This is a genomic window from Burkholderia sp. Bp8991, from assembly GCF_003853795.1.
Lineage (GTDB): Bacteria > Pseudomonadota > Gammaproteobacteria > Burkholderiales > Burkholderiaceae > Burkholderia.
In genome coordinates, this window is sequence record NZ_QTQJ01000018.1 from 129,404 (window position 1) to 153,559 (window position 24,156).

Here is a 24,156-nt window from a genome sequence, read left to right on the forward strand (position 1 = left end):
TCATCGCGAAGTCCCCGTAGCCGTTGGAGTCGAGGTGCAGCCATGACGCGCCGTGCCGACCGCCTGTTCCAGATCGCCGAGCTGCTGCGCGGGCGGCGTCTCACGACCGCGCAGCAACTCGCCGACTGGCTGTCGGTGTCGCCGCGCACGGTCTATCGCGACGTGCGCGACCTGCAGCTGTCGGGTGTGCCGATCGAAGGCGAAGCCGGCATCGGCTACCGGCTGAACCGCAACGCCAGCCTGCCGCCGCTCACGTTCACGGCCGAGGAGCTCGCGGCGCTCGCGGCCGGCGCGCGCATGCTCGAGACCTGGGGCGGCGCGCGCTTCGCGGGCGGCGCGCGTTCGGCGCTCGCGAAGATCGCGTCGGCGATGCCGGCCGACAAGCGCACCGCGCTCGATCGCCTGCCGGTGTTCGCGCCGTCGTTCCACATCGACGAGACGTTCTGCGCGAAGGTCGACGCGATCCACCAGGCGGTCGACACGCATCACGTCGTCAGCTTCGACTACCGCGACCGGCTCGGCGCGCACACGAAGCGCCGCGTGTGGCCGCTCGGGCTCGTCTACTGGGGCGGACGCTGGACGATCGGCGCATGGTGCGAGCTGCGCGACGACTTCCGCACCTTCGACATCGCGCGGATGGGTGATATCTCCGTGCACGAGCAGTTTCCGGACATGGAAGGCCGGCGGATCGCCGACTACATGCGGATCGCGGAAGCGCCGATGCGCTGAGGCGGGGAGAGCCGCCGCCCGCTGAATGCCGCGCCGCGGTTCGGCGGTTCGGCTACCTGGTTGTCCGGCGGTCTGTCTGGCTGTCCGGCCGCCCGACTGTCAGGCCACCTCGCCGCCATTCGCACGCCGGGGCGTCCGCGCCCCGGTCGCACCCGTCACTCGCCGAACACCACCGACCGCTTCGGCCGCTCGTCGACGTGCAGCGAAAACACGTCCGGGCGCGCATAGTGCCCGACCACATCGAAGTCGTAACGCGCGCGCACGAGTTCGTCGGTATCGATACGCGCGGTCACGAGCCCGGCCTCGCCGATCAGCGGCTCGGTCAGCAGGTCGCCGAGCGGCCCGACGATCACGCTGCCGCCGCGGATCAGCGGCCGCTCCGGATCCCAGCCCGGCACGTCGATGCCGAGCGCGCGCGGCGACGGCTGCACTTGGCAGGCGCTCACGACGAAGCAGCGTCCCTCGTGCGCGATGTGCCGCATCGAGCTTTGCCACAGGTCGCGCTCGTCGACGGTCGGCGCACACCAGATCTGCACGCCTTTCGCATACATCGCGCAGCGCAGCAGCGGCATGTGGTTCTCCCAGCAGATCACGGCGCCCGCGCGGCCCGCGGCCGTGTCGACCACCGGCAGCGTCGAGCCGTCGCCCTGCCCCCAGATCAGCCGTTCGGTGCCGGTCGGCATCAGCTTGCGGTGCTTCGCGACGAGCCCGTCGCGCGGATCGAAGAACAGCGCCGTGCAGTACAGCGTGCTGCCGCCGCGCTCGATCACACCGACCACGAGGCTCGCGCCCGTGCGCTGCGAGAGCGCGGCCAGTTCGTCGGTTTCGGGGCCCGGCACGTCGATCGCCTGCGCGGCGTAGCGCGCATACGCGTCGCGGCCCTCGGGCAGCCGGTAGCCGAGCCGCGTGCCGAAGATCTCGCCTTTCGGATAGCCGCCGAGCACGGCTTCGGGCAGCACGACGAGCGACGCGCCGCTGTCGCGGATCGCGGTTTCGTAGCCGAGGATCGTGTCGAGCGTGGCGCGCGTGCCGGCGGGCGATGCGCCGATCTGCAGCGCGGCGATGACTGAGGTGGACATGACGACGTCTCCGGTGAATGGGGTGACGCCATCTTTATCGATATCATTTCATCGATCAAATCGATACAACGATAACTGACATGAATACGGATGATATCGCCGGGCTCGACCTGAACCTGCTGAAGGTGTTCGAGGCGCTGTACGAGGAAGGCGGCGCGAGCCGCGCGGCGCTGCGGCTCGGCCTCACGCAGTCGGCCGTCAGCGCGGCGCTCGCGCGGCTGCGCGTGATCTACGCCGACCCGCTGTTCGTGCGCACTGGCCGCGGGCTCGCGCCGACGCCGCGCGCGGACGAGCTCAAGCCGATCCTGTCCGACGCGCTCGACCGCTGCCGCGCGAGCCTCGCGATCGCGGCCGACGGCGGCGAGCGGGTCGGCCGCACGATCTCGATCGGGCTGTCGGACGACTTCGAGATCGCGCTCGGCCGCGCGCTGATCGACGCGGTCGCGCGGGAAGCCGCGGGCATCCGGCTGATCTTCCGGCAGACCCACAGCGGCATCGCGGGCGACGCGCTGCTGCGGCACGGCGTCGATCTCGCGATCGCGTCGGGCGGGTTCTCGGCGAACGGGCTCAGCCGGCGCGCGGTCGCGACGGGCGGCTACGCATGCCTGATCGATCCGGCCGGCCGGGCGCGCGCGCCGCGCACGCTCGCGCTCGCCGATTTCCTGCGGCGCGATCACCTGCTCGTGTCGTCGGGCGGCGTGATCGGGATCGTCGACGAAGCGCTGGCCGCGCTCGGCCACAAGCGGCGCGTGGCGGCGTCGACCACGCATTTCGCGGCGCTGCCGTACCTGCTCGCCGGCTCCGACGCGGTGGCGACGATACCGGCGCACGCGGCCCGCGCGATCGCGCAGTCGACGTCGCTGCGCGCGCTCGCGTGCCCGGTCGAGCTGCCGCGCTACCCGGTGGAAATCGGCTGGCGCACGAGCACGCAGCGCGACCCGGCAATCGTGCGCGTGCGGGACACGATCGCCGCCTGCGTCGCGACGATCGTCGCGCCATAAAAGGGCGCGATGCGGCGTGCACCGCCGAGGCGAGGGCGAGAGCACGGGGGTCGGATTCGTCTAACGTAATGGCCGGCAGCGTCCGGGCGCAACCGGTAAAATGCCGATCCATGAAACCCGAAATCTGGACCCCGCATGTGACCGTCGCGGCGCTCGTCGAGCGCGCCGGTCGCTTTCTCGTGATCGAGGAAGAAACCTCGACGGGCCTGCGCATCAACCAGCCGGCCGGCCATCTCGAGGCCGGCGAGACGCTCGCCGACGCCGTGATCCGCGAGACGCTCGAGGAAACCGCGCATCCGTTCGTCCCCGATGCGCTCGTCGGCGTCTATCTCGCGCACTACGACCGCCCCGGCAGCGCCGGCGCGACCTACCTGCGCTTCACGTTCTGCGGCACGGCCGGCGAGCCGCTGCCGGGCCACGTGCTCGACGACGGCATCGTCCGCACGCTGTGGATGAGCGCCGACGAGCTGCGCGCGTGCAGCGAGCGTCACCGCTCGCCCGCGGTGATGCGCTGCGTCGACGACTATCTGGCCGGGCGGCGCATTCCGCTCGATTTCGTGCACACGCATTCGGTCGCGCCGCGCCCGGACGCATTCGACCGTCAGGCGGTAAACAAATGAGCAAGCGCCGTGTAGTAGTGGGCATGTCGGGCGGCGTCGATTCGTCGGTGACCGCGTGGCTGCTGAAGGAACAGGGATACGACGTGGTCGGCCTGTTCATGAAGAACTGGGAAGACGACGACGACGGCGAATACTGCTCGACGCGCCAGGACTGGATCGACGTGGTGTCGGTGGCCGACCTGATCGGCATCGACGTGGAAGCCGTGAACTTCGCGGCCGAATACAAGGACCGCGTGTTCGCCGAATTCCTGCGCGAATATTCGGCCGGCCGCACGCCGAACCCGGACGTGCTGTGCAACGCCGAGATCAAGTTCAAGGCGTTCCTCGACCACGCGATGTCGCTCGACGCGGAAATGATCGCGACCGGCCACTACGCGCGCGTGCGCGAGCGCGACGGCCGCTTCGAACTGCTGAAGGCATTCGATCATACGAAAGACCAGTCGTACTTCCTGCACCGGCTGAACCAGGCGCAACTGTCGAAGACGATGTTCCCGCTCGGCGAGATCCCGAAGACGAAGGTGCGCGAGATCGCCGCGCAGATCGGCCTGCCGAACGCGAAGAAGAAGGACTCGACCGGCATCTGCTTCATCGGCGAACGGCCGTTCCGCGACTTCCTGAACCGCTATCTTCCGACGAAACCCGGTCCGATGAAGACGCCGGACGGCAAGGTGGTCGGCGAGCACATCGGCCTCGCGTTCTACACGTTCGGCCAGCGCAAGGGCATCGGCCTCGGCGGCAGCAAGAGCGGCAGCGGCGAGCCGTGGTTCGTCGCGGCGAAGGACATCGCGTCGAACACGCTGTACGTCGTGCAGGGCCACGACCATCCGTGGCTGCTGTCGCGCGAGCTCGTTGCCGGCAACGTGAGCTGGGTCGCGGGCGAACCGCCGGCCGACGGCTTCGCGTGCGGCGCGAAGACGCGCTACCGGCAGGCCGATGCGGCATGCGCGTTCGGCGCCGCCGCACCCGGCCCGGCCGGCGAAGCCCGCTTCTCGCTCGCCTTCGACGACGCGCAATGGGCGGTCACGCCCGGCCAGTCGGCCGTGCTGTACGACGGCGAGATCTGCCTCGGCGGCGGCATCATCGAGTTCGCGGCCACCGGCCAGCCCGGCCAGACGGCGCCGGCACCGGCGGTAGCCCGCGCGGGTGCGCTCGCCGAAGCACGCTGACATCCATTCGGTTTAGACTTGCGGCACGCCGCGCCCGGCGGAACACGATTCCGCCGCGGCCGGTGCGCCGCCGCGCAGCGTACGCATGGCGGCATTTCAAGATGCAGGGTCTATTCATGTATGGAACGCACATGCGTTGCCACGAGAACGGCCGCTCGCGAGGCGCGCGACGCCGCGAATACTGACGTATTCGCAAGGAGCGCAACGCGGCGAGCGGCCGTTCTCGTGGCAACCCCAAATTAAGAAATTCATGTCACGGGAATGCCCGAAATCGCCCGCATGGCGGCGTCGCTCGTCACTTGTTTGGCTCGGCCAAACGGCGCTCCTCGCTCCTTGCCCTGCGCGCGCTTTCGGGCATTCGCATGCGCGTTCCATACATGAATAGACCCTAGGAGTCCCCATGCTTTCCAGACGCTACCTCGCGATGTGGTGTGCCGTCCTGCTGCTCGTTGCCGCGGCCGCGCTCGCGTCGATCCACGTGCTTTCCTGGCTGTGGATCATCATCCCCGTCGCCCTCGTCGCCGTCGGCCTGTACGACCTGAACCAGGACCGTCACGCGATCCTGCGCAACTACCCGCTCTGGGGCCATTTCCGCTTCCTGTTCGAGTTCATCCGGCCTGAAATCCGCCAGTACTTCGTCGAGGACGACACCGACGAGAAACCGTTCTCGCGCGCGCAGCGCAGCCTCGTCTACCAGCGCGCGAAGAACGTCGCCGACAACCGCCCGTACGGCACCGAACTGAACGTGAAGTCCGTCGCGCACGAATGGATCAGCCACTCGCTCGCGCCGACGAAGCTGCCGAACCACGACTTCCGCATCCGGGTCGGCGCGAACCGCGCGCAGCCGTACGACATCTCGATCTTCAACATCTCGGCGATGAGCTTCGGCTCGTTGTCCGCGAACGCGATCCGCTCGCTGAACCTCGGCGCGAAGAAAGGCGGGTTCGCGCACGACACCGGCGAAGGCTCGCTGTCGAAGTACCATCGCGAAAACGGCGGCGACATCATCTGGGAAATCGCGTCCGGCTACTTCGGCTGCCGCAATGAGGACGGCACGTTCAACCCGGACAAGTTCGCGAAGCAGGCCGCCGATCCGCAGGTCAAGATGATCGAGATCAAGCTGTCGCAAGGCGCGAAGCCGGGCCACGGCGGCGTGCTGCCGGCCGCGAAGATCACGCCCGAGATCGCCGAGACGCGCGGCGTGCCGATGGGCAAGGACTGCATCTCGCCCGCGACGCACTCGCAATTCTCGACGCCGCGCGGGCTGCTCGAATTCGTCGAACGGCTGCGCACGCTGTCGGGCGGCAAGCCGACCGGCTTCAAGCTGTGCATCGGCCATCCGTGGGAGTTCTTCGGGATCGCGAAGGCGATGCTAGAGACGGGCATCGTGCCCGACTTCATCGTCGTCGACGGCGCGGAAGGCGGCACCGGCGCGGCGCCGCTCGAATTCACCGACCATGTCGGCGTGCCGCTGCAGGAGGGCCTGCTGCTGGTGCACAACACGCTCGTCGGGATCGGCGTGCGCGATCGCGTGAAGATCGGCGCGAGCGGCAAGATCATCAGCGCGTTCGACATCGCACGCACGCTCGCGATCGGCGCGGACTGGGTGAACTCGGCACGCGGCTTCATGTTCGCGGTCGGCTGCATCCAGGCGCAGCACTGCCACACCGACCGCTGCCCGACCGGCGTCGCCACGCAGGACCCGGTGCGCCAGCGCGCCCTCGTCGTGCCCGACAAGGCCGAGCGCGTGTTCAACTTCCACCGCAATACGCTGCACGCACTGCAGGAACTCGTGCAGGCGGCCGGCCTCGGCCATCCGTCCGAGCTGCGCGCGCATCACATCGTGCAGCGCGTCGCGCCGCACGAGGTGCGGCTGATGTCGCAGCTGCTGAAGTACCTGAAGCCCGGCGCGCTGCTCGACGGCCAGACCTGCGGCTATACGCTGTACGACAAGTGGTGGCCGATCGCGCGCAGCGATTCGTTCGTGCTCGGCGAAACCGTTTACACGTCGATCGAGTAACGCGCGAGCGCCCGCCGCCGGGCGGCTCGCCAAAGAGAAAAGCGCCCCGCGGGGCGCTTTTCTCTTGTCTGCCCGATCCGCGGGCGGCGGCAGGTCAGCCTTGCGGCAGCGTGTCGACGAACGTCTGCCGCTGCGATAGCTTCACGAAATGCTTGTCGAGATTCGGATGGCGGTCGCGCCAGTTGAGTTCGGACATCCGGAAGTCGAGGTAGCCGAGCGCGCAGCCGAGTGCGATGTCGGCGAGCGTGTAATGATTACCGACGCACCACGTCTTGCCGCCGAGGCCCTGCGACATCGCGACGAGCGCGTCGTCGATCTTGCGCTGCTGGCGCGCGATCCAGCTCGCGCTGCGCTGCGCTTCGTCGCGCAGCGTGTGTTCGAGACGGATCGCCACGGCCGCGTCGAGCACGCCGTCGCCCAGCGCTTCCCAGCACCGCACTTCGAGCCGCTCGCGTCCCGACGGCGGAATCAGCTTGCCGACCGGCGACAGCGTGTCGACGTATTCGCAGATCACGCGGGAATCGAACACCGCGGCACCATCCTCCATCACGAGACACGGGACCTTGCCGAGCGGATTCGATGCATGAATGTCCGTCTCCGGCGCCCATACGTTCTCGAGCTCCAGCTTGTAGTCGATCTTCTTTTCAGCAAGCACGATCCGCGCCTTGCGGACGTACGGGCTGCTGAGCGAACCGATTAATTTCATCATCTGCCTTTTCAAGGGAACTGCCGAGAGTATACGTTGTCGCCGATCATAACCGGCCGGCGCGGCCCGATAGAAAATCGCCCGTCCGGCCTGTGGATGGTTTGCAACAGCCGCCGCCGAGCCCCGTCCGGCGCGGCTTGCGGCCGTGTCTCTCACGCGCCGCGTCCGGCGGCGCTACAATCGCACGATGAATGCGCCCCTCGATACCGCCATCGCCGTCGACGTCTACCGCCAGCGCCGTGAACGCGTGCTTGCCACACTGCGCGCCGCCGGCGGCGGCGTCGCCATCGTTCCCACCGCGCCGGAAATGCTGCGCAACCGCGATACGGCCTTTCCGTACCGGCATGACAGCTACTTCCACTACCTGACGGGCTTCACCGAGCCGGACGCCGTGCTCGTGCTGAACGCGGCCGGGTCGCACGGCGCGCCGGAATCGATCCTGTTCTGCCGCGCGAAGAATGCCGACCGCGAGATCTGGGAAGGTTTCCATTACGGGCCCGAGGCCGCGCGCGATGCGTTCGGCTTCGACGCGGCCTACGCGGTCGACGTGATCGACACCGAAATGCCGCGCCTGCTCGCCGATGCGGGCACCGTGCACTACCGGTTCGGCGCGTCGGCCGAGTTCGACCGCCAGCTCGCCGGCTGGATCGATGCGGTGCGCGCGCAGGCGCGCAGCGGCGTCGCCGCACCGGACGCGCTGCTCGACCTCACGCCCCTGCTCGACGACATGCGGCTCGTGAAGGACGAACACGAACTCGCGATCATGATGCGCGCCGCACACATCTCCGCGCTCGCGCACCGTCGCGCGATGCAGGTGTGCCGCCCGGGGATCCGCGAGTACGAACTCGAGGCCGAGCTGCTGTACACGTTCCGCAAGCATGGCGCGCAGGCGCCCGCGTACGGCTCGATCGTCGCGGCCGGCGCGAACGCGTGCGTGCTGCATTACCCGGCCGGCAACGCGGCCGCGCGGGACGGCGACCTGATCCTGATCGATGCCGCGTGCGAACTCGACGGCTACGCGTCGGACATCACGCGCACGTTCCCGGCCAACGGGCGCTTCTCGCCCGCGCAGCGCACGCTGTACGACATCGTGCTCGCCGCGCAGCAGGCCGCGATTGACGCGACGCGCGCGGGCGTGCCGTTCGAGGCGCCGCACGACGCGGCCGTGCGGGTGCTGGCGCAAGGGCTGCTCGATACGGGCATCATCCCGAAGACGCGCTTCTCGAGCGTCGACGACGTGCTCGCCGAGCGCGCGTACGCACGCTTCTACATGCACCGCACCGGCCACTGGATCGGCATGGACGTGCACGATTGCGGCGACTACCGCGAGCGGCTCGCCGCGCGCGACGCCAACGGCGCGCTGCCGTGGCGCACGCTGAAAGCCGGCATGACGCTCACCGTCGAGCCGGGCCTGTACGTGCGCGCCGCCGACGACGTGCCGTCCGAATACTGGAACATCGGCATCCGCATCGAGGACGACGCGATCGTGCGCGAGCACGGTTGCGAGCTGATCACGCGCGACGTGCCGGTGGCGGCCGACGAGATCGAGGCGCTGATGCGTGCGGGCGCGGCGCACGGCGCGTGAGCGTACCGCAGGTTGACATCGCGCCGGTGCCGGACCGTCGTTGGCCCGGTGTTGATCTGCCGTTGACCTGCCGTTGACCCGCAGTTGACCGTTACCCCGTTTCACGAACACTGATGACGACCGCTTCCTCCCCGGCCACGCCGGACCATGACCTCGCCATCGTCGGCGCGGGCCCCGTCGGGCTCGCGCTCGCCGGCTGGCTCGCCCGACGCAGCGCGACGCAGCACGCGTCGATCGCGCTGATCGACGCGCGCGAGCCGGCCGCGAGCGCGAACGACCCGCGCGCGATCGCCGTGTCGCACGGCAGCCGCGTGCTGCTCGACACGCTCGGATGGCCGGCCGACGCAACGCCGATCGAACACATCCACGTGTCGCAGCGCGGCCATTTCGGCCGCACGCTGATCGACCGCGACGAGCACGACCTCGCCGCGCTCGGCTACGTCGTGCGCTACGGCTCGATCGTGCAGGCGCTCGCGCAGGCCGTGCGCGGCACGCGCGTCGACTGGCTCACGTCGACCACCGCACGCACGCCGCAACAGGACGCCGACGGCGTCACGCTGACGCTCGACGGCCCGCAAGGCGAGCGCACGCTGCGCGCGCGCATCGTCATCAACGCCGAAGGCGGGCTGTTCCACGAACAGCAGGCCGATACCGGCAAGCATCGCCGCGACTATGGCCAGACCGCGATCGTCGGCACGGTCACCGTCTCGGCGCCGCGCCCGAACGTCGCCTGGGAGCGCTTCACGCACGAAGGCCCGCTCGCGCTGCTGCCGCTTGGCGGTGCCGATTATTCGCTCGTGTGGTGCTGCACGCCCGACGAGGCGGCCCGCCGCGCCGCCCTTCCCGACGACGCGTTCCTGCGCGAACTCGGCGCTGCATTCGGCGAGCGGATGGGCCGATTCGTCGCGATCGCGGGGCGCGCATCGTTCCCGCTCGGATTGAACGCGGCACAGACGCTCGTCAACGGGCGCATCGCGATCGTCGGCAACGCCGCGCAAACGCTGCATCCGGTCGCCGGCCAGGGGCTCAACCTCGGGCTGCGCGATGCGCACACGCTCGTCGACGCGCTGTCCACGCAGGGCTTCGAAGCGACCGCGCTTGCCACCTTCAACGCACGGCGCGCGCTCGACCGGCGCTTCACGATCGGCGCGACGGACACGCTCGCGCGCCTGTTTACCGTCGACGCCGGCCCTCTTCCGCTGCTGCGCGGCGCGGCGCTCACCGCGCTCGAATTCGTGCCGCCGCTCAAGAAGGCGATCGCACGCCAGATGATGTTCGGCCAGCGCAACTGACACGCCGCGCGTTGCGCGCGGTCAGGCCGCGCAAACCGGGTCAAATCGGCGGGGCATGGGAATACGGTAAAATAGCTGTTTTCCCTCTGCCCTTTTTTGCCCGCGACGCCCGGCGCTCGCGGGCGGTGCCATTGCGATGCCCGTTATCGGCTCTCACGTATTGCGTAACAACCTGTTCGTCGCCCCGATGGCCGGCGTGACGGATCGTCCGTTCCGCCAGCTGTGCAAGCGGCTGGGGGCCGGGTACGCCGTGTCCGAGATGGTCGCGTCCAATGCGCAGCTGTGGAAGAGCGCGAAGACGATGCGACGGGCGAACCACGAAGGAGAGGTCGAGCCGATCGCGGTGCAGATCGCCGGCGCCGATCCGGCGATGATGGCCGAAGCGGCCCGCTACAACGTCGACAACGGCGCGCAGATCATCGACATCAACATGGGTTGCCCGGCGAAGAAGGTCTGCAACGTCGCGGCCGGCTCCGCGCTGCTGCAGAACGAGCCGCTCGTGCAGCGGATCGTCGAGGCCGTCGTCGCGGCGGTCGGCACGGGGCCGGATGCGGTGCCCGTCACGCTGAAGATCCGCACCGGCTGGGATCGCGAGCACAAGAACGCGATCACGGTCGCGCGCCTCGCCGAGGCGGCCGGCATCTCGATGCTGACCGTGCACGGCCGCACGCGCGCCGACCTCTACCGCGGCGACGCGGAATACGACACCATCGCGGCCGTGAAGGCGGCCGTGCGCATCCCGGTCGTCGCTAACGGCGACATCACGTCGCCGGCAAAAGCGAAGGCCGTGCTCGACGCCACCAGCGCCGACGCACTGATGATCGGTCGCGCCGCGCAAGGCCGGCCGTGGCTGTTCCGTGAAATCGATCATTTCCTGCAAACCGGCGAGCTGCTGCCCCCGCCGCGGATCGACGAGATCCAGCACGTGATGAACGAACACCTGGAAGACCACTACGCGTTCTATGGTGAATTCACGGGCGTCCGTACTGCGCGCAAGCACATCGGCTGGTACACTCGCGGCCTTTCCGGTGCCAACGGGTTCCGGCACAGGATGAACACGCTCGATTCCACCCGCGAGCAACTCGCCGCCGTCAATGCATTCTTCGAGGCGCAAAAGGCGCTGTCGGACCACCTCGTCTACGTCGATGACGAAGAGGAAAACGGCCAGGGCGAGTCGGACGACCATAACCAGTTAGCAGCATGAGCAAGCACAACATCGAACAATGTGTCCGCGAGAGCCTGGACGTGTATTTCCGGGATCTAGACGGCTCCAATCCGCACGACGTCTATGAAATGGTGATGTCCTGCGTCGAAAAGCCGATGCTCGAGGTCGTGCTCGTACAGGCCGGCGGCAACCAGTCGCTCGCCGCGGAGTACCTCGGCATCAATCGCAATACGCTGCGCAAGAAGCTGCAGCAGCACGGCCTGCTGTAGGCGGCCGTCCCGTCCCCGTTTCCCTGGCTATTGGTGGTTCCATCATGATCAAGCAAGCGCTCATTTCCGTTTCCGACAAGACCGGCATCGTCGACTTCGCGAAGTCGCTGTCCGACCTCGGCGTCAAACTCCTGTCGACCGGCGGCACCGCGAAACTCCTCGCCGACGCGGGCCTGCCCGTGACCGAAGTCGCTGACTACACGGGCTTCCCGGAAATGCTCGATGGGCGCGTGAAGACGCTCCACCCGAAGGTGCACGGCGGCATCCTCGCCCGCCGCGACCTGCCCGAGCACATGCAGGCGCTGGAGCAGCACGGCATCCCGACGATCGACCTGCTGGTCGTGAATCTGTACCCGTTCGTCGCGACGATCGCGAAGGACGACTGCACGCTCGCCGACGCGATCGAGAACATCGACATCGGCGGCCCGACGATGCTGCGCTCGGCCGCGAAGAACCACCGCGACGTGACGGTCGTCGTCGACCCGGCCGATTACGCGGTCGTGCTCGATGAAATGAAGGCGAACGGCAACGCGATCGGCTATGCGACCAACTTCCGCCTCGCGACCAAGGTGTTCGCGCACACCGCGCAATACGACGGCGCGATCACGAACTACCTGACGAGCCTGACCGACGAGCTGCAGCACGCATCGCGCAGCGCATACCCGGCCACGCTGAACATGGCGTTCGACAAGGTGCAGGACCTGCGCTACGGCGAGAACCCGCACCAGAGCGCGGCGTTCTACCGCGACCTCGCGGCGCCGGCCGGCGCACTGGCGAACTACCGCCAGCTGCAGGGCAAGGAACTGTCGTACAACAACATCGCGGATTCGGACGCGGCGTGGGAATGCGTGAAGACGTTCGACGCGCCGGCCTGCGTGATCATCAAGCACGCGAACCCGTGCGGCGTCGCGGTCGGCAACGATTCGGCCGACGCGTACGCGAAGGCATTCCAGACCGACCCGACGTCGGCGTTCGGCGGCATCATCGCGTTCAACCGCGAAGTCGACGAGACGGCCGCGCAGGCGGTGGCCAAGCAGTTCGTCGAAGTGCTGATCGCGCCGTCGTTCACGGACGCCGCGAAGCAGGTGTTCGCCGCGAAGCAGAACGTGCGCCTGCTCGAAATCGCGCTCGGCGACGGCCATAACGCGTTCGACCTGAAGCGCGTGGGCGGCGGCCTGCTCGTGCAGTCGCTCGATTCGAAGAACGTGCAGCCGAGCGAGCTGCGCGTCGTCACGAAGCGTCAACCGACCGCGAAGGAAATGGACGACCTGCTGTTCGCATGGCGCGTCGCGAAGTACGTGAAGTCGAACGCGATCGTGTTCTGCGGCAACGGCATGACGCTCGGCGTCGGCGCAGGTCAGATGAGCCGCGTCGATTCGGCACGCATCGCGAGCATCAAGGCGCAGAACGCGGGCCTCACGCTGGCCGGTTCGGCCGTCGCGTCGGATGCGTTCTTCCCGTTCCGCGACGGTCTCGACGTCGTCGTGGCGGCAGGCGCGACCTGCGTGATCCAGCCGGGCGGCTCGATGCGCGACGACGAAGTGATCGCGGCGGCCGACGAGCACGGCATCGCAATGATCCTGACGGGCGTGCGCCACTTCCGTCACTGATCGCACGCGGCCCGCGCGGCCGCCGCACGAAAACCCGGCGGCATCATACCCGCCGGGTTTTTTATTGCGCGGCGCCGGCGCACGCAGCCACGCGGCCGGCCCCGCGCACCATTCGTTGTAGTATCGCGGCATCAGGTTTTTCTCCTCACTCATGCGAATTCTCGGCATCGACCCCGGCCTGCGCGTCACCGGCTTCGGCGTCATCGACGTCAGCGGCCACCGGCTCGCCTATGTCGCAAGCGGCGTGATCCGCACGCCTACGGCTGACCTGGCTACCCGGCTCGGCACGATCTTCCAGGGCGTATCGACGCTCGTGCGCGAACACGCGCCCGACCAGGCCGCGATCGAGCAGGTGTTCGTGAACGTGAACCCGCAGTCGACGCTGCTGCTCGGCCAGGCGCGCGGTGCCGCGATCTGCGGGCTCGTCTCCGGCGGCCTGCCGGTGGCGGAATACACCGCGCTGCAACTGAAGCAGGCGGTCGTCGGTTACGGCCGCGCGACCAAGTCGCAGATGCAGGAGATGGTCACGAGACTGCTCAACCTGACCGGCCAGCCTGGCAGCGACGCGGCCGACGCGCTCGGGATGGCGATCTGCCACGCGCACAGCGGCAATACGCTCGGCACGATCGGCGGCCTCGCGCCGGCGCTCGCGAAAAGGGGGCTGCGCGTGCGGCGCGGACGGCTCGTCGGCTGACGCGACGGCACGCATCCCCTCGGCGCGGCGCGCGGCTACCCGAGTCGCGCGCATTGCGCCTGCCACCGCCCTGCCTGCCTGATCGCCGCGCGTCGCGCACGCGTCGCGCGGCGCCCCGACCTGACGGCCAACCCATCGGCATCGCGCCGCACCTGCGCTACACTCGCGCTTTCTTCCTCGCATCCCGCCATCCATGATCGGTCGCATCGCCGGCATCCTGCTCGAAAAGAATCCGCCTCACCTGCTCGTCGACTGCAACGGCGTCGGTTACGAAATCGACGTGCCGATGAGCACCTTCTACAACCTGCCGCAAACGGGCGAGCGCGTCGTGCTGCTCACGCAGCAGATCGTGCGCGAGGACGCGCACCTGCTGTACGGCTTCCTGACGCCGCAGGAGCGGACGACCTTCCGCGAACTGCTGAAGATCACCGGCATCGGCGCGCGCATGGCGCTGGCCGTGCTGTCCGGCATGAGCGTGCAGGAGCTCGCGCAGGCGGTGACGATGCAGGACGCCGCGCGCCTCACGCGCCTGCCCGGCATCGGCAAGAAGACCGCCGAGCGCCTGCTGCTCGAGTTGAAGGGCAAGCTCGGCGCGGACCTCGGCGCACTCGCCGGCGCCGCGTCCCAGTCCGACCACGCGACCGACATCCTCAACGCGCTGCTCGCGCTCGGCTATTCGGAAAAGGAAGGCCTCGCCGCGATCAAGAACGTGCCGGCCGGCACCGGCGTGTCCGAAGGCATCAAACTCGCGCTCAAGGCACTGTCGAAGGTGTAACGGCCGCCCGAGCCGGCTGTCGGAGCCAGTGTCGCGCCGTCGCGCGGCACGCGCCAGTCGGCCGTTCGGCCAGTTCGGCCGCGCGACGGCGCGCGGTACAATGGCCGCATGATTGAAACCGACAAACTCGCCGCCGAGCGGATCATCGCCGCCACGCCCGCCTCGTCGCACGAGGAGGTGTTCGAACGCGCGCTGCGGCCGCGCCAGCTCGACGACTACGTCGGCCAGGAAAAGGTGCGCGGCCAGCTCGAGATCTTCATCGAGGCCGCGAAGCGCCGCGCCGAGCCGCTCGACCACGTGCTGCTGTTCGGGCCGCCCGGCCTCGGCAAGACCACCCTCGCGCACATCATCGCGCGCGAGATGGGCGTGAACCTGCGCCAGACGTCGGGCCCCGTGCTCGAACGCGCGGGCGATCTCGCCGCGCTGCTGACCAACCTCGAAGCGAACGACGTGCTGTTCATCGACGAGATCCACCGGCTGTCGCCGGTCGTCGAGGAAATCCTGTATCCGGCGCTCGAGGATTACCAGATCGACATCATGATCGGCGAAGGGCCGGCCGCGCGCAGCGTGAAGCTCGACCTGCAGCCGTTCACGCTGGTCGGCGCGACCACGCGCGCGGGGATGCTGACCAACCCGCTGCGCGATCGCTTCGGGATCGTCGCGCGCCTCGAGTTCTACGATGCCGAGCAATTGTCGCGCATCGTGCGGCGCTCGGCGTCGCTGCTGAACGCGCAGATCGATTCGAACGGCGCGCTGGAGATCGCGAAGCGCTCGCGCGGCACGCCGCGGATCGCGAACCGGCTGCTGCGCCGCGTGCGCGACTATGCGGAAGTGAAGGCCGACGGCCAGATCACCGCGGCCGTCGCCGACGCCGCGCTCGCGATGCTCGACGTCGACCCGGTCGGCTTCGACCTGATGGACCGCAAGCTGCTCGAGGCGATCCTGCACAAGTTCGACGGCGGCCCGGTCGGCATCGACAACCTCGCAGCTGCGATCGGCGAGGAGCGCGACACGATCGAGGACGTGCTCGAACCGTACCTGATCCAGCAGGGCTTCCTGCAGCGCACGCCGCGCGGGCGCGTCGCGACGCTGCTCACGTACCGCCACTTCGGGCTCTCCGCGCCCGACGCCGGCAACCCCGAACGCGGGATGTGGGATACCGCCGACGGGAAGTAACCCGCTGCCCGCGCCAAGCTCGCCATGACCACGCCGCCCAGCCCGCACCCCGCCCCGCCCACACCGGGCCCGCGCTGGGTCGAACCGATCCGCAAGCGGCTCGTGGCCGGCATCACGCACCTGACGACGGGCGGCGGCGGTCCGTCGATCGATCTCTCGTCGCCGCCCGGAGACCCGGGGCTGTTCGGCCCCGACGCGATCTGCTGGCGCGTGCATGCCGATTTCACGTCGATGATGACGGGCGGCATTGCCGCGCTACTGCTGCAGGCGCTCCATCCGCTCGCGCTCGCGGGCGTCTGGGATCACTCGTCGTTTCGCACCGACATCCTCGGCCGCTTGCGGCGCACCGCCACGTTCATCACGGGCACGACGTTCGGCAGCCGCGCGGACGCACTCGCGCTCATCGAGCGCGTGAAAACGATCCACGCGCGCATATCGGGCACTGCGCCCGACGGCCGGCCGTATCGAGCCGACGATCCGGCGTTGCTGACGTGGGTGCATGTCGCGGAAGTTTCGAGCTTCCTCGCCGCGCATTTGCGCTATGTGAATCCGTCGCTGTCGGGCGAGCTGCAGGACAGCTACTACGCGGAAACGGCATTGATCGCGGAGTTGCTCGGCGCCCGGGATGTGCCCCGTTCACGCGCCGAGGTAGCGGCCTATTTCGCGCGCATGCAGCCCGAACTCGAAGCCGGGCCGCACACCTTCGAGGTCATGGACATCCTGTTGAACGTGCCGGTCGCAACGCCCGCGCTGCGGCCAGCCGCGTCGCTGATCATGCATGCGGGAATCGACCTGCTGCCGCCCTGGGCGCAGCGCATGCTCGACGTGTCGACGTTCGCGCCGCTGCGACGCGCGGTGGTCCGGCCCGGTGTGCGGGCAGTCGCGCCCGTGCTGCGCTGGGCGCTCGTCAACGGCGCGTCGAAGCGCGCACGCCGCCGCGCAACCGCGACACCGCCCGACGGCACCCCGCCCGCCTGACGATCTGCTTCTTCCGCCGGGCGAAGCCAGTACGACCGGATCAGAGTACCTTGCGATACCCGTCGTCGTCGCTCGCGGCGTCGAGGTGCGACACGTCGGCCCATTGCACGACCTGTGCGCGACCATCGACGTAATCGACGACGTTGATGCTCGTGTTGAGCAGCTGATAGCTGCGCGGCGCCGACAGGTCGATACCGTTGGCGAAGCGGTACACGCAGTCGAGCACGCCGCCGTGTGCAACACACGCGATCCGGCCGCCCGGATGCGCGGCGACGATCGGCTCGAGCGCATGCAGCACGCGATGATAGAACTCGCGCTGCGACTCGCCGCCGTCGGGCGCGAAGCCCGGGTCGCGCGTCTGCCACGCGGCGTAGGCGTCCGGAAACAGCGTCTCGATCTCGGTGCTGTCATGCCCCTGGAACACGCCGTACGCGCGTTCGCGCAGCCCTTCGCGCAACTGCAGCGGCAGCCCGAGCGCATCGGCAAAGGGTTGCGCGGTTTGTTGCGCGCGCATCAGGTCGCTCGAATAGATCGCGTCGATCCGCTGTCCTTCGCGCGCGTCCCGCGCGAGCCGGACGGCCAGCCGCTGCGCCTGCGCGAGCCCCGTGTCGGCCAGTGGAATGTCGATATGGCCCTGGATGCGCTTGATGCGGTTCCAGGCCGTCTCGCCATGGCGAATGAAGAGAATCTGCGTGGTGGCCATCGCGGCGCGTCTCCGGGAATGAATCAGGGCCGCACTTGCAGCCAGAACGTCACGGGGCCGTCGTTGACGAGCGACACCTGCATGTCGGCGCCGAACTCGCCCGTCTCGACGACCGGATGACGCTCGCGCGCGGCCGCGACGAAATAGTCGAACAGGCGCGCGCCTTCGTCGGGCGGCGCGGCCGGCGTGAAGCTCGGCCGCAGCCCGCTGTTGGTATCGGCCGCGAGCGTGAACTGCGACACGAGCAGCAGGCCGCCGGCGCCGCCCGCGCCGTCGATGTTCGACACCGGCAGGTTCATCTTGCCCGCGGCATCGCTGAACACGCGATAGCCGAGCAGCTTCGCGAGCAGCTTGTCGGCCGCGGCCTCGGTGTCGCCGCGCTCCGCGCAGACGAGCGCGAGCAGCCCTGCGCCGATCTCGCCCGTCGTACGGTCGCCGACGCGCACGTCGGCGCGCTTCACGCGCTGGATCAGCGCGATCATGCGGTCAGCGTGACGCGCGCGAAGCGGCGCTTGCCGACCTGGACGACGAACTCGCCGGCCTCGACCTTCAGTCCCTTGTCGGAGACGGTCGCGCCGTCGATCTTCACGCCGCCCTGCTCGATGTTGCGCAGCGCTTCGCTCGTCGACGGCACGAGGCCCGCCTGCTTCAGCAGCTGGCCGATCGCGAGCGGCGCGCCCGCGAGCGTGACCGACGGGATGTCGTCCGGCACGCCGCCCTTCGCGCGGTGGTTGAAGTCCTCCAGCGCACGCTCGGCATCGGCCTGCGAGTGGAAGCGCGCGACGATTTCCTGCGCGAGCAGCACCTTGAAGTCGCGCGGGTTGCGGCCGCCTTCGGCGTCGCGCTTGAAGCCCGCGATTTCTTCGATGCTGCGGAACGACAGCAGCTCGAAGTAACGCCACATCAGCGTGTCCGAGATGCTCATCAGCTTGCCGAACATGTCGGTCGGCTTCTCGCTGATGCCGACGTAGTTGCCCTTCGACTTCGACATCTTCTCGACGCCGTCGAGGCCTTCGAGCAGCGGCATCGTGAGAATGCACTGCTGTTCCTGGCCGTACTGCTTCTGCAGTTCGCGGCCGACCAGCAGGTTGAACTTCTGGTCGGTGCCACCGAGCTCGAGGTCGGCGTTCAGCGCGACCGAGTCGTAGCCCTGCATCAGCGGGTACAGGAATTCGTGGATCGAGATCGGCACGCCGCCCTGGAAGCGCTTCGTGAAATCCTCGCGCTCGAGGATCCGCGCGACCGTGTAGCGCGACGCGAGCTTGATCATCCCGTCCGCGCCGAGCGGCATCGACCATTCGCTGTTGTAGCGGATCTCGGTCTTGGCGCGGTCGAGCACGAGCGCAGCCTGCTCGAAGTAGGTCTTCGCGTTCGATTCGATCTGCTCACGCGTGAGCGGCGGGCGCGTCGCGTTGCGGCCCGACGGGTCGCCGATCAGCGACGTGAAATCGCCGATCAGGAAGATCACCGTGTGGCCGAGGTCCTGCAGCTGACGCATCTTGTTCAGCACGACCGTATGGCCGATGTGGATGTCGGGTGCGGTCGGGTCGAGGCCGAGCTTGATGCGCAACGGCGTGCCGGTGGCCGCGCTGCGCGCGAGCTTCTGCGCGAACTCTTCCTCGATCAGCAGTTCGTCGACGCCGCGCTTCGTGACGGCGAGCGCATGGCGGACTTCGTCGGTGATCGGGAAAACAGGCTTGGAACTGGGTTCGGTGCTCATCGGGGCCAGGAAGAATGTCGCAAAGACAGGGATTTTCCCATAACTTGCGCGTGCATCGCTTAACGACGCGTCAGGTTGCGCGGATAATCGGGCGCAAGGCGCGTGGCACCGGCCCGCGCCGCTCGATCCAGGAGGACCCAACGTGCCGCAACGACATCCGCAACCCGCCCATCCGGCCGACGGCATCTACTTCGGGCTGATGTCGGGAACCAGCATGGACGGCGTCGACGGCGTCGCCGTGCGTTTCGAGACCGGCCGCGCGCCGGTCGTGCTCGCGGAAGCGTTCGTCGGCTTCGCCCAATCGCTGCGCGACGCGCTGTTCGCGCTGCAGCAGCCCGGCGACAACGAGATCGACCGCGAATCGGTCGCGGCGAATGCGCTCGTCGCGCGCTATGCGGTGTGCTGTCACGAGCTGCAGCGCACGGCCGGCCTGTCGCGCGAGGAGATCCGCGCGATCGGCGTGCACGGCCAGACGGTCCGGCACCGTCCCGAGCGCGGCTACACGCGCCAGCTCAACAATCCGGCGCTGCTCGCCGAACTCACCCATCTCGACGTGATCGCCGATTTCCGCAGCCGCGACGTCGCGGCCGGCGGCCACGGCGCGCCGCTCGCGCCGGCGTTCCACGCGACGGTGTTCGGCGCGCCGGGCGAGACGCGGGTCGTCTGCAACCTCGGCGGCATCAGCAACATCACGATCCTGCCCGGCGAAGGCGGCGACGTGCGCGGCTTCGACTGCGGGCCCGCGAACGCGTTGCTCGACGAATGGGCGACGCGCCATCTCGGCAAGCCCTACGACGACGGCGGCAAGTTCGCCGCGCGCGGTACCGTGCACGCGGCGCTGCTCGACGCGCTGCTCGACGAACCCTACTTCGTCGCGCCGCCGCCGAAAAGCACCGGCCGCGACCTGTTCAATCCCGCGTGGCTCGACGCGAAGCTCGCCGCGTTCACGCAGGTCGCGCCGGAAGACGTGCAGGCGACGCTGACGGCACTCACCGCCGTCTCGGTCGCGCGCGAGATCGCCCGGCACGCGGCCGGCTGCAAGGCCGTGTTCGTCTGCGGCGGCGGCGCCCGCAACCCGGTGCTGCTCGATGCGCTCCGGCATGCACTGCACGAGGCCGGCGTGCCGGCGACGGTGGAGACGACGGCCGCGCTCGGCGTGCCGCCGCAGCAGGTCGAGGCGCTCGCGTTCGCGTGGCTCGCGTACCGCTTCACCGCGCGCCAGCCCGGCAATCTCGCGAGCGTGACGGGGGCCGCGGGCGAGCGCGTGCTCGGCGCACTTTATCCGCGCTGATACGAGAAAACGACGAAACGAGCGGGAGCCCCGATGCGGCGCGTCCGGGTTGCGCCGACAGGCCGCCCGCGCGGTTCGTCGCGTACAACGGACGCAAAAAAACGGGGCATCAAGCCCCGTTTTTCATTCCGGCGAACCGGACAGGATCCGTCGTGCGTTCAGACCGAGAACGACGAGCCGCACCCGCAGGTGGTCGTGGCGTTCGGGTTCTTGATCACGAACTGGGCACCGTTGAGGTCGTCCTTGTAGTCGATCTCGGCGCCGACCAGGTACTGGTAGCTCATCGAGTCGATCAGGAGCTGGACGCCGTTCTTGTTCATCACGGTGTCGTCCTCGTTGACTTCCTCGTCGAACGTGAAGCCATACTGGAAGCCCGAGCAGCCGCCACCCTGCACGAACACGCGCAGCTTCAGGTCGGGATTGCCCTCTTCGTCGATCAGTTGCTTGACCTTGTCGGCCGCGGCGTCGGTGAAGACGAACGGTGCCGGCATTTCGGTGGTCGTTGCTGCGGATTCGGTAACAGCGTTCATGCGAACTCTCCAAAAAGCTTTAGCCGCTATTGTAGGGCCGATCAGAAGATCGTGCTGATGTCCATGAAATCAATAGGTTCTTGTTGATTTCAGTAAAGGAAACCGCCCGCGGGGCGCCGCCGCGCGGGCATAAAAAAACCGCCAGCGCGAAAACTGGCGGTTTTTCCGGCGGACGCCGCCCGGAAGCGGCGCGGCCATGAAGCGGAATTAACGCTTCGAGAACTGCTTTGCGCGACGTGCCTTGCGCAGACCAACCTTCTTACGCTCGACTTCACGTGCATCGCGCGTGACGAAGCCTGCGTTCGACAGCGACGGCTTCAGCGTTGCATCGTAGTCGATCAGCGCGCGGGTGATGCCGTGACGCACTGCGCCTGCCTGACCCGTTTCGCCGCCGCCGTTGACGTTGACCTTGATGTCGAACGTCTGGCCGTGGTTCGTGAGTTCCAGCGGTTGACGCACGATCATCAGCGACGTTTCACGCGAGAAGTAGTCGGCGATGGGCTTGCCGTTGACGATGATGTCGCCCTTGCCAGCCTTGATGAAGACACGTGCGACTGCGCTCTTGCGGCGGCCCGTACCGTAGTTCCAGTTACCGATCATGTGGGCTCCCCTTAGATCTCGAGCGCCTTCGGCTGTTGAGCCGAATGCGGATGCGTAGCTTCAGCGTAGACCTTCAGCTTCTTGATCATCGCGTAGCCGAGCGGGCCCTTCGGCAGCATGCCCTTGACCGCCTTCTCGAGCGCACGGCCCGGGAAGCGTTCTTGCATCTTGCCGAACGTCGTTTCATAGATACCGCCCGGGTAGCCCGAGTGACGGTAGTACTTCTTGTCCAGAGTCTTGTTGCCCGTGACCTTCAACTTGCTCGCGTTGATGATGATGATGAAATCACCAGTGTCGACGTGCGGGGTGAACTCAGGCTTGTGCTTGCCGCGCAGACGGCGTGCCACTTCGCTGGCAACACGGCCGAGAACCTTATCCGTCGCGTCAATCACGTACCATTCGCGCGTCACCTCATGGGCTTTTGCGGAAAACGTCTTCATGATCGATCCAAAAAAAATGCTTTGCCCGATGTGTTCTTCCTGCTTGTCTGTGTGCGCTTCGAGGCGCGGTGCAGGCTCTCCCTGTTCTTTTTCCGTGGGCATGAATGCGGAAAAGCCCTGAATTATAAAGGAAATACCGCAGCGCGGTCAAAGAGAATCCACGCCCCGTGCCGGCGGCGCCCGAAATGGGCCAAAATTCGGTCGTGCCCCGATACACCAGGCGAACCGAGCGCCTGGGGCGGCACCCATCGACGCGCGGCACCTGACCTTGCCGCGCCAGACCGGCCGATCACGGAAAACAACAAACAAGCATGATGAAACAACGACTTACGCCCTTTCTCGCGGCCGCGCTGCTGGCCGCCGCGGCGCCCGCCGTCGCCGCCCGGGCCGGCTGCGAGGCCAAGCTCGACGCTCTCGACGCCCGCATCGCCGACGCCCGCCACGCCCATGCCGAAGATCGTATCGCCCGCCTGCGCGCGGTGCGCGAACGCGTGCGCCACTTCTGCGCGCGTGGTCATGGCCATGCATCGGCCGCACACGTTCCGGCCCCTGCCGCCCGTTCGACGGACACGCCGCCCGGCGCGGCATCGTAGCCAGCCGCGCGGCGGCCGGCGTAAACGGGAGTCAATGACGGATATCGACGCGCGCAAACTGCGCGCCGATGCTTGCATGGGACGAAAAAAAGCCCGAACGGCTGGTTCGGGCTTAATCCACCTTAGGAGGAGGGTGGAGGAGACATGCGGAGGTTGCCGCAGCGCGACAACCAATGAGGCTCATTATACGAATGCGTCGCCGACTTCACAAGAAAATTTGCATTACGAAATCCAACACCATAATGCGGAATCCGGTAAGCCTCACGCGATGAATGGATTTTCCCTTTTAAAATCAATCAACTGGGAAGAAAGCGCGCAGCCGGAAGCCCGCCACGCCTAGAGTAAAACCCCTAAAGACAGCAGGGAAATCGCCGTTCGGCGCCCCGCCGGGCACCGCACGCGGCGGCATGGCGTGGCGCGTCGTGCAGCGCATCAGCCGAGCGAAGCGCTGCGGGCTACAATGCCGGATCGAATCCGAATCAGGCAACGCTGGAGTGCAAGCATGGAATGCAAAGTAAGCTGGATGGGTCAGGACGGCATGGCGTTTTCCGCCCAGACCGGGAGCGGGCACCTCGTCGCGATGGACGGCGCGCCGGAAGGCGGCGGCCACAACCTCGCGCCGCGCCCGATGGAAATGGTGCTGGTCGGTACCGGCGGCTGCACCGCGTACGACGTCGTGCTGATCCTGAAGAAGAGCCGCCAGGAAGTCACCGGCTGCTCGGTCACGCTGAAGGCCGAACGCGCGAGCGAAGATCCGAAAGTGTTCACGAAGGTCCACTTCCACTTCACCGTCACCGGCCGCAACCTGAACCCGGCCACGGTCGAGCGCGCGATCAACCTGTCGCACGACAAGTACTGCTCCGCGTCGATCATGATCGCGAAGACCGCCGAACTCACGCATTCGTTCGACATCGTCGCCGACTGAACGCACGGCGGCCACGCATGAAAAAAAGGGCCGGCGCTCCTGACGGAGCGCCGGCCCTTTCGCATTCGAACGGCAAAGCAGGCCGATAAGCCGGATTCTGTGCACGCTGCACGCCGAAGCGCGCGGCGCGTGGCAGCCATTCCTCTAGGCGCGCCATTGCTGACGCGCTCAAGCTTCCTACCCGCAGACGAGACGGGGGCCCCGTCCTGCATCCGAAAATGCGCGCCTGCCTACTTGGAATTGCTCCGGGTGGAGGTTACCGTGCCGGCGAACGTCGCCGTCGCCGCGGTGCGCTCTTACCGCACCGTTTCACCCTTACCTGATCCCGGCTTGCGCCGGGCCATCGGCGGTTTGCTTTCTGTTGCCCTGTTCCGCGTGTCGCCACGGATGGCCGTTAGCCATCACCCTGCCCTGTGGAGTCCGGACTTTCCTCGCCCCCGCCTGCCCGAAGGCGGCGAGGCCGCGACTGCCTGGCCTGCTTTGCGACGC

26 protein-coding genes and 1 other RNA gene are annotated in these 24,156 nt (G+C 67.9%); 18 read left to right on the top strand and 9 right to left on the bottom strand.

Going from position 1 to position 24,156, the window contains the following annotated elements; all coding sequences use genetic code 11:
• Window positions 1–42 precede the first annotated feature (42 nt).
• Window positions 43–729, top strand: coding sequence for a YafY family protein (locus DIE02_RS21225; protein WP_044848271.1), 687 nt, complete (start codon window positions 43–45; stop codon window positions 727–729).
• 155 nt (window positions 730–884) lie between these two features.
• Here DIE02_RS21225 and DIE02_RS21230 read toward each other — a convergent pair whose 3' ends face one another.
• Window positions 885–1,808, bottom strand: coding sequence for a carbon-nitrogen hydrolase family protein (locus DIE02_RS21230; RefSeq protein WP_044848272.1), 924 nt, complete (start codon window positions 1,806–1,808; stop codon window positions 885–887).
• Between the two features lie 80 nt (window positions 1,809–1,888).
• Here DIE02_RS21230 and DIE02_RS21235 point away from each other — a divergent pair, with 80 nt between their 5' ends.
• From DIE02_RS21235 to DIE02_RS21255, 4 genes are all read left to right on the top strand, one after another.
• Window positions 1,889–2,809 carry a LysR family transcriptional regulator gene (locus DIE02_RS21235; RefSeq protein ID WP_124520272.1) on the top strand — a complete coding sequence of 307 codons (921 nt, stop codon included), beginning with the start codon at window positions 1,889–1,891 and terminating at the stop codon, window positions 2,807–2,809.
• Between the two features lie 110 nt (window positions 2,810–2,919).
• A complete protein-coding gene (locus DIE02_RS21240; protein ID WP_124487985.1) occupies window positions 2,920–3,429 on the top strand; it encodes an NUDIX hydrolase in 510 nt (169 codons plus the stop codon).
• Complete coding sequence (mnmA, locus tag DIE02_RS21245) at window positions 3,426–4,595, top strand: tRNA 2-thiouridine(34) synthase MnmA (RefSeq protein ID WP_124529746.1); 1,170 nt, start codon at window positions 3,426–3,428, stop codon at window positions 4,593–4,595. Before DIE02_RS21240 ends, mnmA begins: the two co-directional genes overlap by 4 nt.
• Window positions 4,596–4,995: 400 nt before the next feature.
• Window positions 4,996–6,615, top strand: coding sequence for an FMN-binding glutamate synthase family protein (locus DIE02_RS21255; RefSeq protein WP_044848276.1), 1,620 nt, complete (start codon window positions 4,996–4,998; stop codon window positions 6,613–6,615).
• A gap of 94 nt (window positions 6,616–6,709) precedes the next feature.
• Here the strand turns inward: DIE02_RS21255 and DIE02_RS21260 are convergent, their stop codons facing one another.
• Window positions 6,710–7,321 carry a glutathione S-transferase family protein gene (locus tag DIE02_RS21260; RefSeq protein ID WP_044848297.1) on the bottom strand — a complete coding sequence of 204 codons (612 nt, stop codon included), beginning with the start codon at window positions 7,319–7,321 and terminating at the stop codon, window positions 6,710–6,712.
• 187 nt (window positions 7,322–7,508) lie between these two features.
• Here DIE02_RS21260 and DIE02_RS21265 point away from each other — a divergent pair, with 187 nt between their 5' ends.
• The 9 genes from DIE02_RS21265 (at window position 7,509) to DIE02_RS21305 (ending at window position 16,865) form a co-directional block, all read left to right on the top strand.
• Complete coding sequence (locus DIE02_RS21265) at window positions 7,509–8,906, top strand: aminopeptidase P N-terminal domain-containing protein (RefSeq protein WP_124487987.1); 1,398 nt, start codon at window positions 7,509–7,511, stop codon at window positions 8,904–8,906.
• A 113-nt stretch (window positions 8,907–9,019) separates the two neighbouring features.
• Entirely contained in the window at window positions 9,020–10,198 is a 1,179-nt protein-coding gene (locus tag DIE02_RS21270; RefSeq protein ID WP_124487988.1) for a UbiH/UbiF/VisC/COQ6 family ubiquinone biosynthesis hydroxylase, read from the top strand.
• A 136-nt stretch (window positions 10,199–10,334) separates the two neighbouring features.
• Window positions 10,335–11,402, top strand: coding sequence for a tRNA dihydrouridine synthase DusB (gene dusB / locus DIE02_RS21275; RefSeq protein ID WP_124529748.1), 1,068 nt, complete (start codon window positions 10,335–10,337; stop codon window positions 11,400–11,402).
• Window positions 11,399–11,632 (top strand): Fis family transcriptional regulator, encoded by a 234-nt coding sequence (locus tag DIE02_RS21280; protein ID WP_006476892.1) that lies wholly within the window; start codon window positions 11,399–11,401, stop codon window positions 11,630–11,632. The genes dusB and DIE02_RS21280 overlap by 4 nt, the downstream gene beginning before the upstream one ends.
• Before the next feature lie 44 nt (window positions 11,633–11,676).
• On the top strand, window positions 11,677–13,242 hold the full coding sequence (gene purH / locus DIE02_RS21285) for a bifunctional phosphoribosylaminoimidazolecarboxamide formyltransferase/IMP cyclohydrolase (RefSeq protein WP_044848279.1): 1,566 nt from the start codon (window positions 11,677–11,679) through the stop codon (window positions 13,240–13,242).
• A gap of 151 nt (window positions 13,243–13,393) precedes the next feature.
• On the top strand, window positions 13,394–13,936 hold the full coding sequence (ruvC, locus tag DIE02_RS21290; RefSeq protein WP_044848280.1) for a crossover junction endodeoxyribonuclease RuvC: 543 nt from the start codon (window positions 13,394–13,396) through the stop codon (window positions 13,934–13,936).
• Between the two features lie 193 nt (window positions 13,937–14,129).
• Window positions 14,130–14,711 (top strand): Holliday junction branch migration protein RuvA, encoded by a 582-nt coding sequence (gene ruvA / locus DIE02_RS21295; RefSeq protein WP_044848281.1) that lies wholly within the window; start codon window positions 14,130–14,132, stop codon window positions 14,709–14,711.
• A gap of 108 nt (window positions 14,712–14,819) precedes the next feature.
• A complete protein-coding gene (gene ruvB / locus DIE02_RS21300; protein WP_124529750.1) occupies window positions 14,820–15,887 on the top strand; it encodes a Holliday junction branch migration DNA helicase RuvB in 1,068 nt (355 codons plus the stop codon).
• Window positions 15,888–15,911: 24 nt separating this feature from the next.
• Window positions 15,912–16,865 carry an oxygenase MpaB family protein gene (locus DIE02_RS21305; protein WP_124529752.1) on the top strand — a complete coding sequence of 318 codons (954 nt, stop codon included), beginning with the start codon at window positions 15,912–15,914 and terminating at the stop codon, window positions 16,863–16,865.
• A 40-nt stretch (window positions 16,866–16,905) separates the two neighbouring features.
• Here the strand turns inward: DIE02_RS21305 and DIE02_RS21310 are convergent, their stop codons facing one another.
• The 3 genes from DIE02_RS21310 to tyrS are packed head-to-tail and all read right to left on the bottom strand — an operon-like array spanning window position 16,906 to window position 19,288.
• Window positions 16,906–17,568, bottom strand: coding sequence for a histidine phosphatase family protein (locus DIE02_RS21310; protein ID WP_124487989.1), 663 nt, complete (start codon window positions 17,566–17,568; stop codon window positions 16,906–16,908).
• 23 nt (window positions 17,569–17,591) lie between these two features.
• On the bottom strand, window positions 17,592–18,050 hold the full coding sequence (dtd, locus tag DIE02_RS21315; RefSeq protein WP_006751891.1) for a D-aminoacyl-tRNA deacylase: 459 nt from the start codon (window positions 18,048–18,050) through the stop codon (window positions 17,592–17,594).
• Entirely contained in the window at window positions 18,047–19,288 is a 1,242-nt protein-coding gene (tyrS, locus tag DIE02_RS21320) for a tyrosine--tRNA ligase (protein ID WP_044848285.1), read from the bottom strand. Before tyrS ends, dtd begins: the two co-directional genes overlap by 4 nt.
• Window positions 19,289–19,430: 142 nt before the next feature.
• Here tyrS and DIE02_RS21325 point away from each other — a divergent pair, with 142 nt between their 5' ends.
• Complete coding sequence (locus DIE02_RS21325; RefSeq protein ID WP_124487991.1) at window positions 19,431–20,579, top strand: anhydro-N-acetylmuramic acid kinase; 1,149 nt, start codon at window positions 19,431–19,433, stop codon at window positions 20,577–20,579.
• A 158-nt stretch (window positions 20,580–20,737) separates the two neighbouring features.
• On the opposite strand, the gene erpA is transcribed toward DIE02_RS21325, so the two are convergent.
• From erpA to rplM, 3 genes are all read right to left on the bottom strand, one after another.
• Entirely contained in the window at window positions 20,738–21,109 is a 372-nt protein-coding gene (gene erpA, locus DIE02_RS21330; protein WP_006401687.1) for an iron-sulfur cluster insertion protein ErpA, read from the bottom strand.
• 207 nt (window positions 21,110–21,316) lie between these two features.
• The gene (gene rpsI, locus DIE02_RS21335) at window positions 21,317–21,709 is read right to left on the bottom strand and encodes a 30S ribosomal protein S9 (RefSeq protein ID WP_011883283.1); all 393 of its coding nucleotides are present in this window, start codon (window positions 21,707–21,709) and stop codon (window positions 21,317–21,319) included.
• An 11-nt stretch (window positions 21,710–21,720) separates the two neighbouring features.
• Window positions 21,721–22,149, bottom strand: coding sequence for a 50S ribosomal protein L13 (rplM, locus tag DIE02_RS21340; RefSeq protein WP_009687896.1), 429 nt, complete (start codon window positions 22,147–22,149; stop codon window positions 21,721–21,723).
• A gap of 311 nt (window positions 22,150–22,460) precedes the next feature.
• On the opposite strand from rplM, the gene DIE02_RS21345 reads away from it, so the two are divergent.
• From DIE02_RS21345 to DIE02_RS21355, 3 genes are all read left to right on the top strand, one after another.
• Complete coding sequence (locus DIE02_RS21345) at window positions 22,461–22,742, top strand: DUF1090 family protein (RefSeq protein ID WP_124529754.1); 282 nt, start codon at window positions 22,461–22,463, stop codon at window positions 22,740–22,742.
• A 34-nt stretch (window positions 22,743–22,776) separates the two neighbouring features.
• The gene (locus tag DIE02_RS35800; RefSeq protein WP_124529756.1) at window positions 22,777–23,082 is read left to right on the top strand and encodes a hypothetical protein; all 306 of its coding nucleotides are present in this window, start codon (window positions 22,777–22,779) and stop codon (window positions 23,080–23,082) included.
• A 120-nt stretch (window positions 23,083–23,202) separates the two neighbouring features.
• On the top strand, window positions 23,203–23,667 hold the full coding sequence (locus tag DIE02_RS21355) for an OsmC family protein (protein WP_072465471.1): 465 nt from the start codon (window positions 23,203–23,205) through the stop codon (window positions 23,665–23,667).
• A gap of 70 nt (window positions 23,668–23,737) precedes the next feature.
• Here the strand turns inward: DIE02_RS21355 and rnpB are convergent.
• Window positions 23,738–24,149: RNase P RNA component class A (gene rnpB, locus DIE02_RS21360), an RNA gene on the bottom strand.
• Window positions 24,150–24,156: the final 7 nt, after the last annotated feature.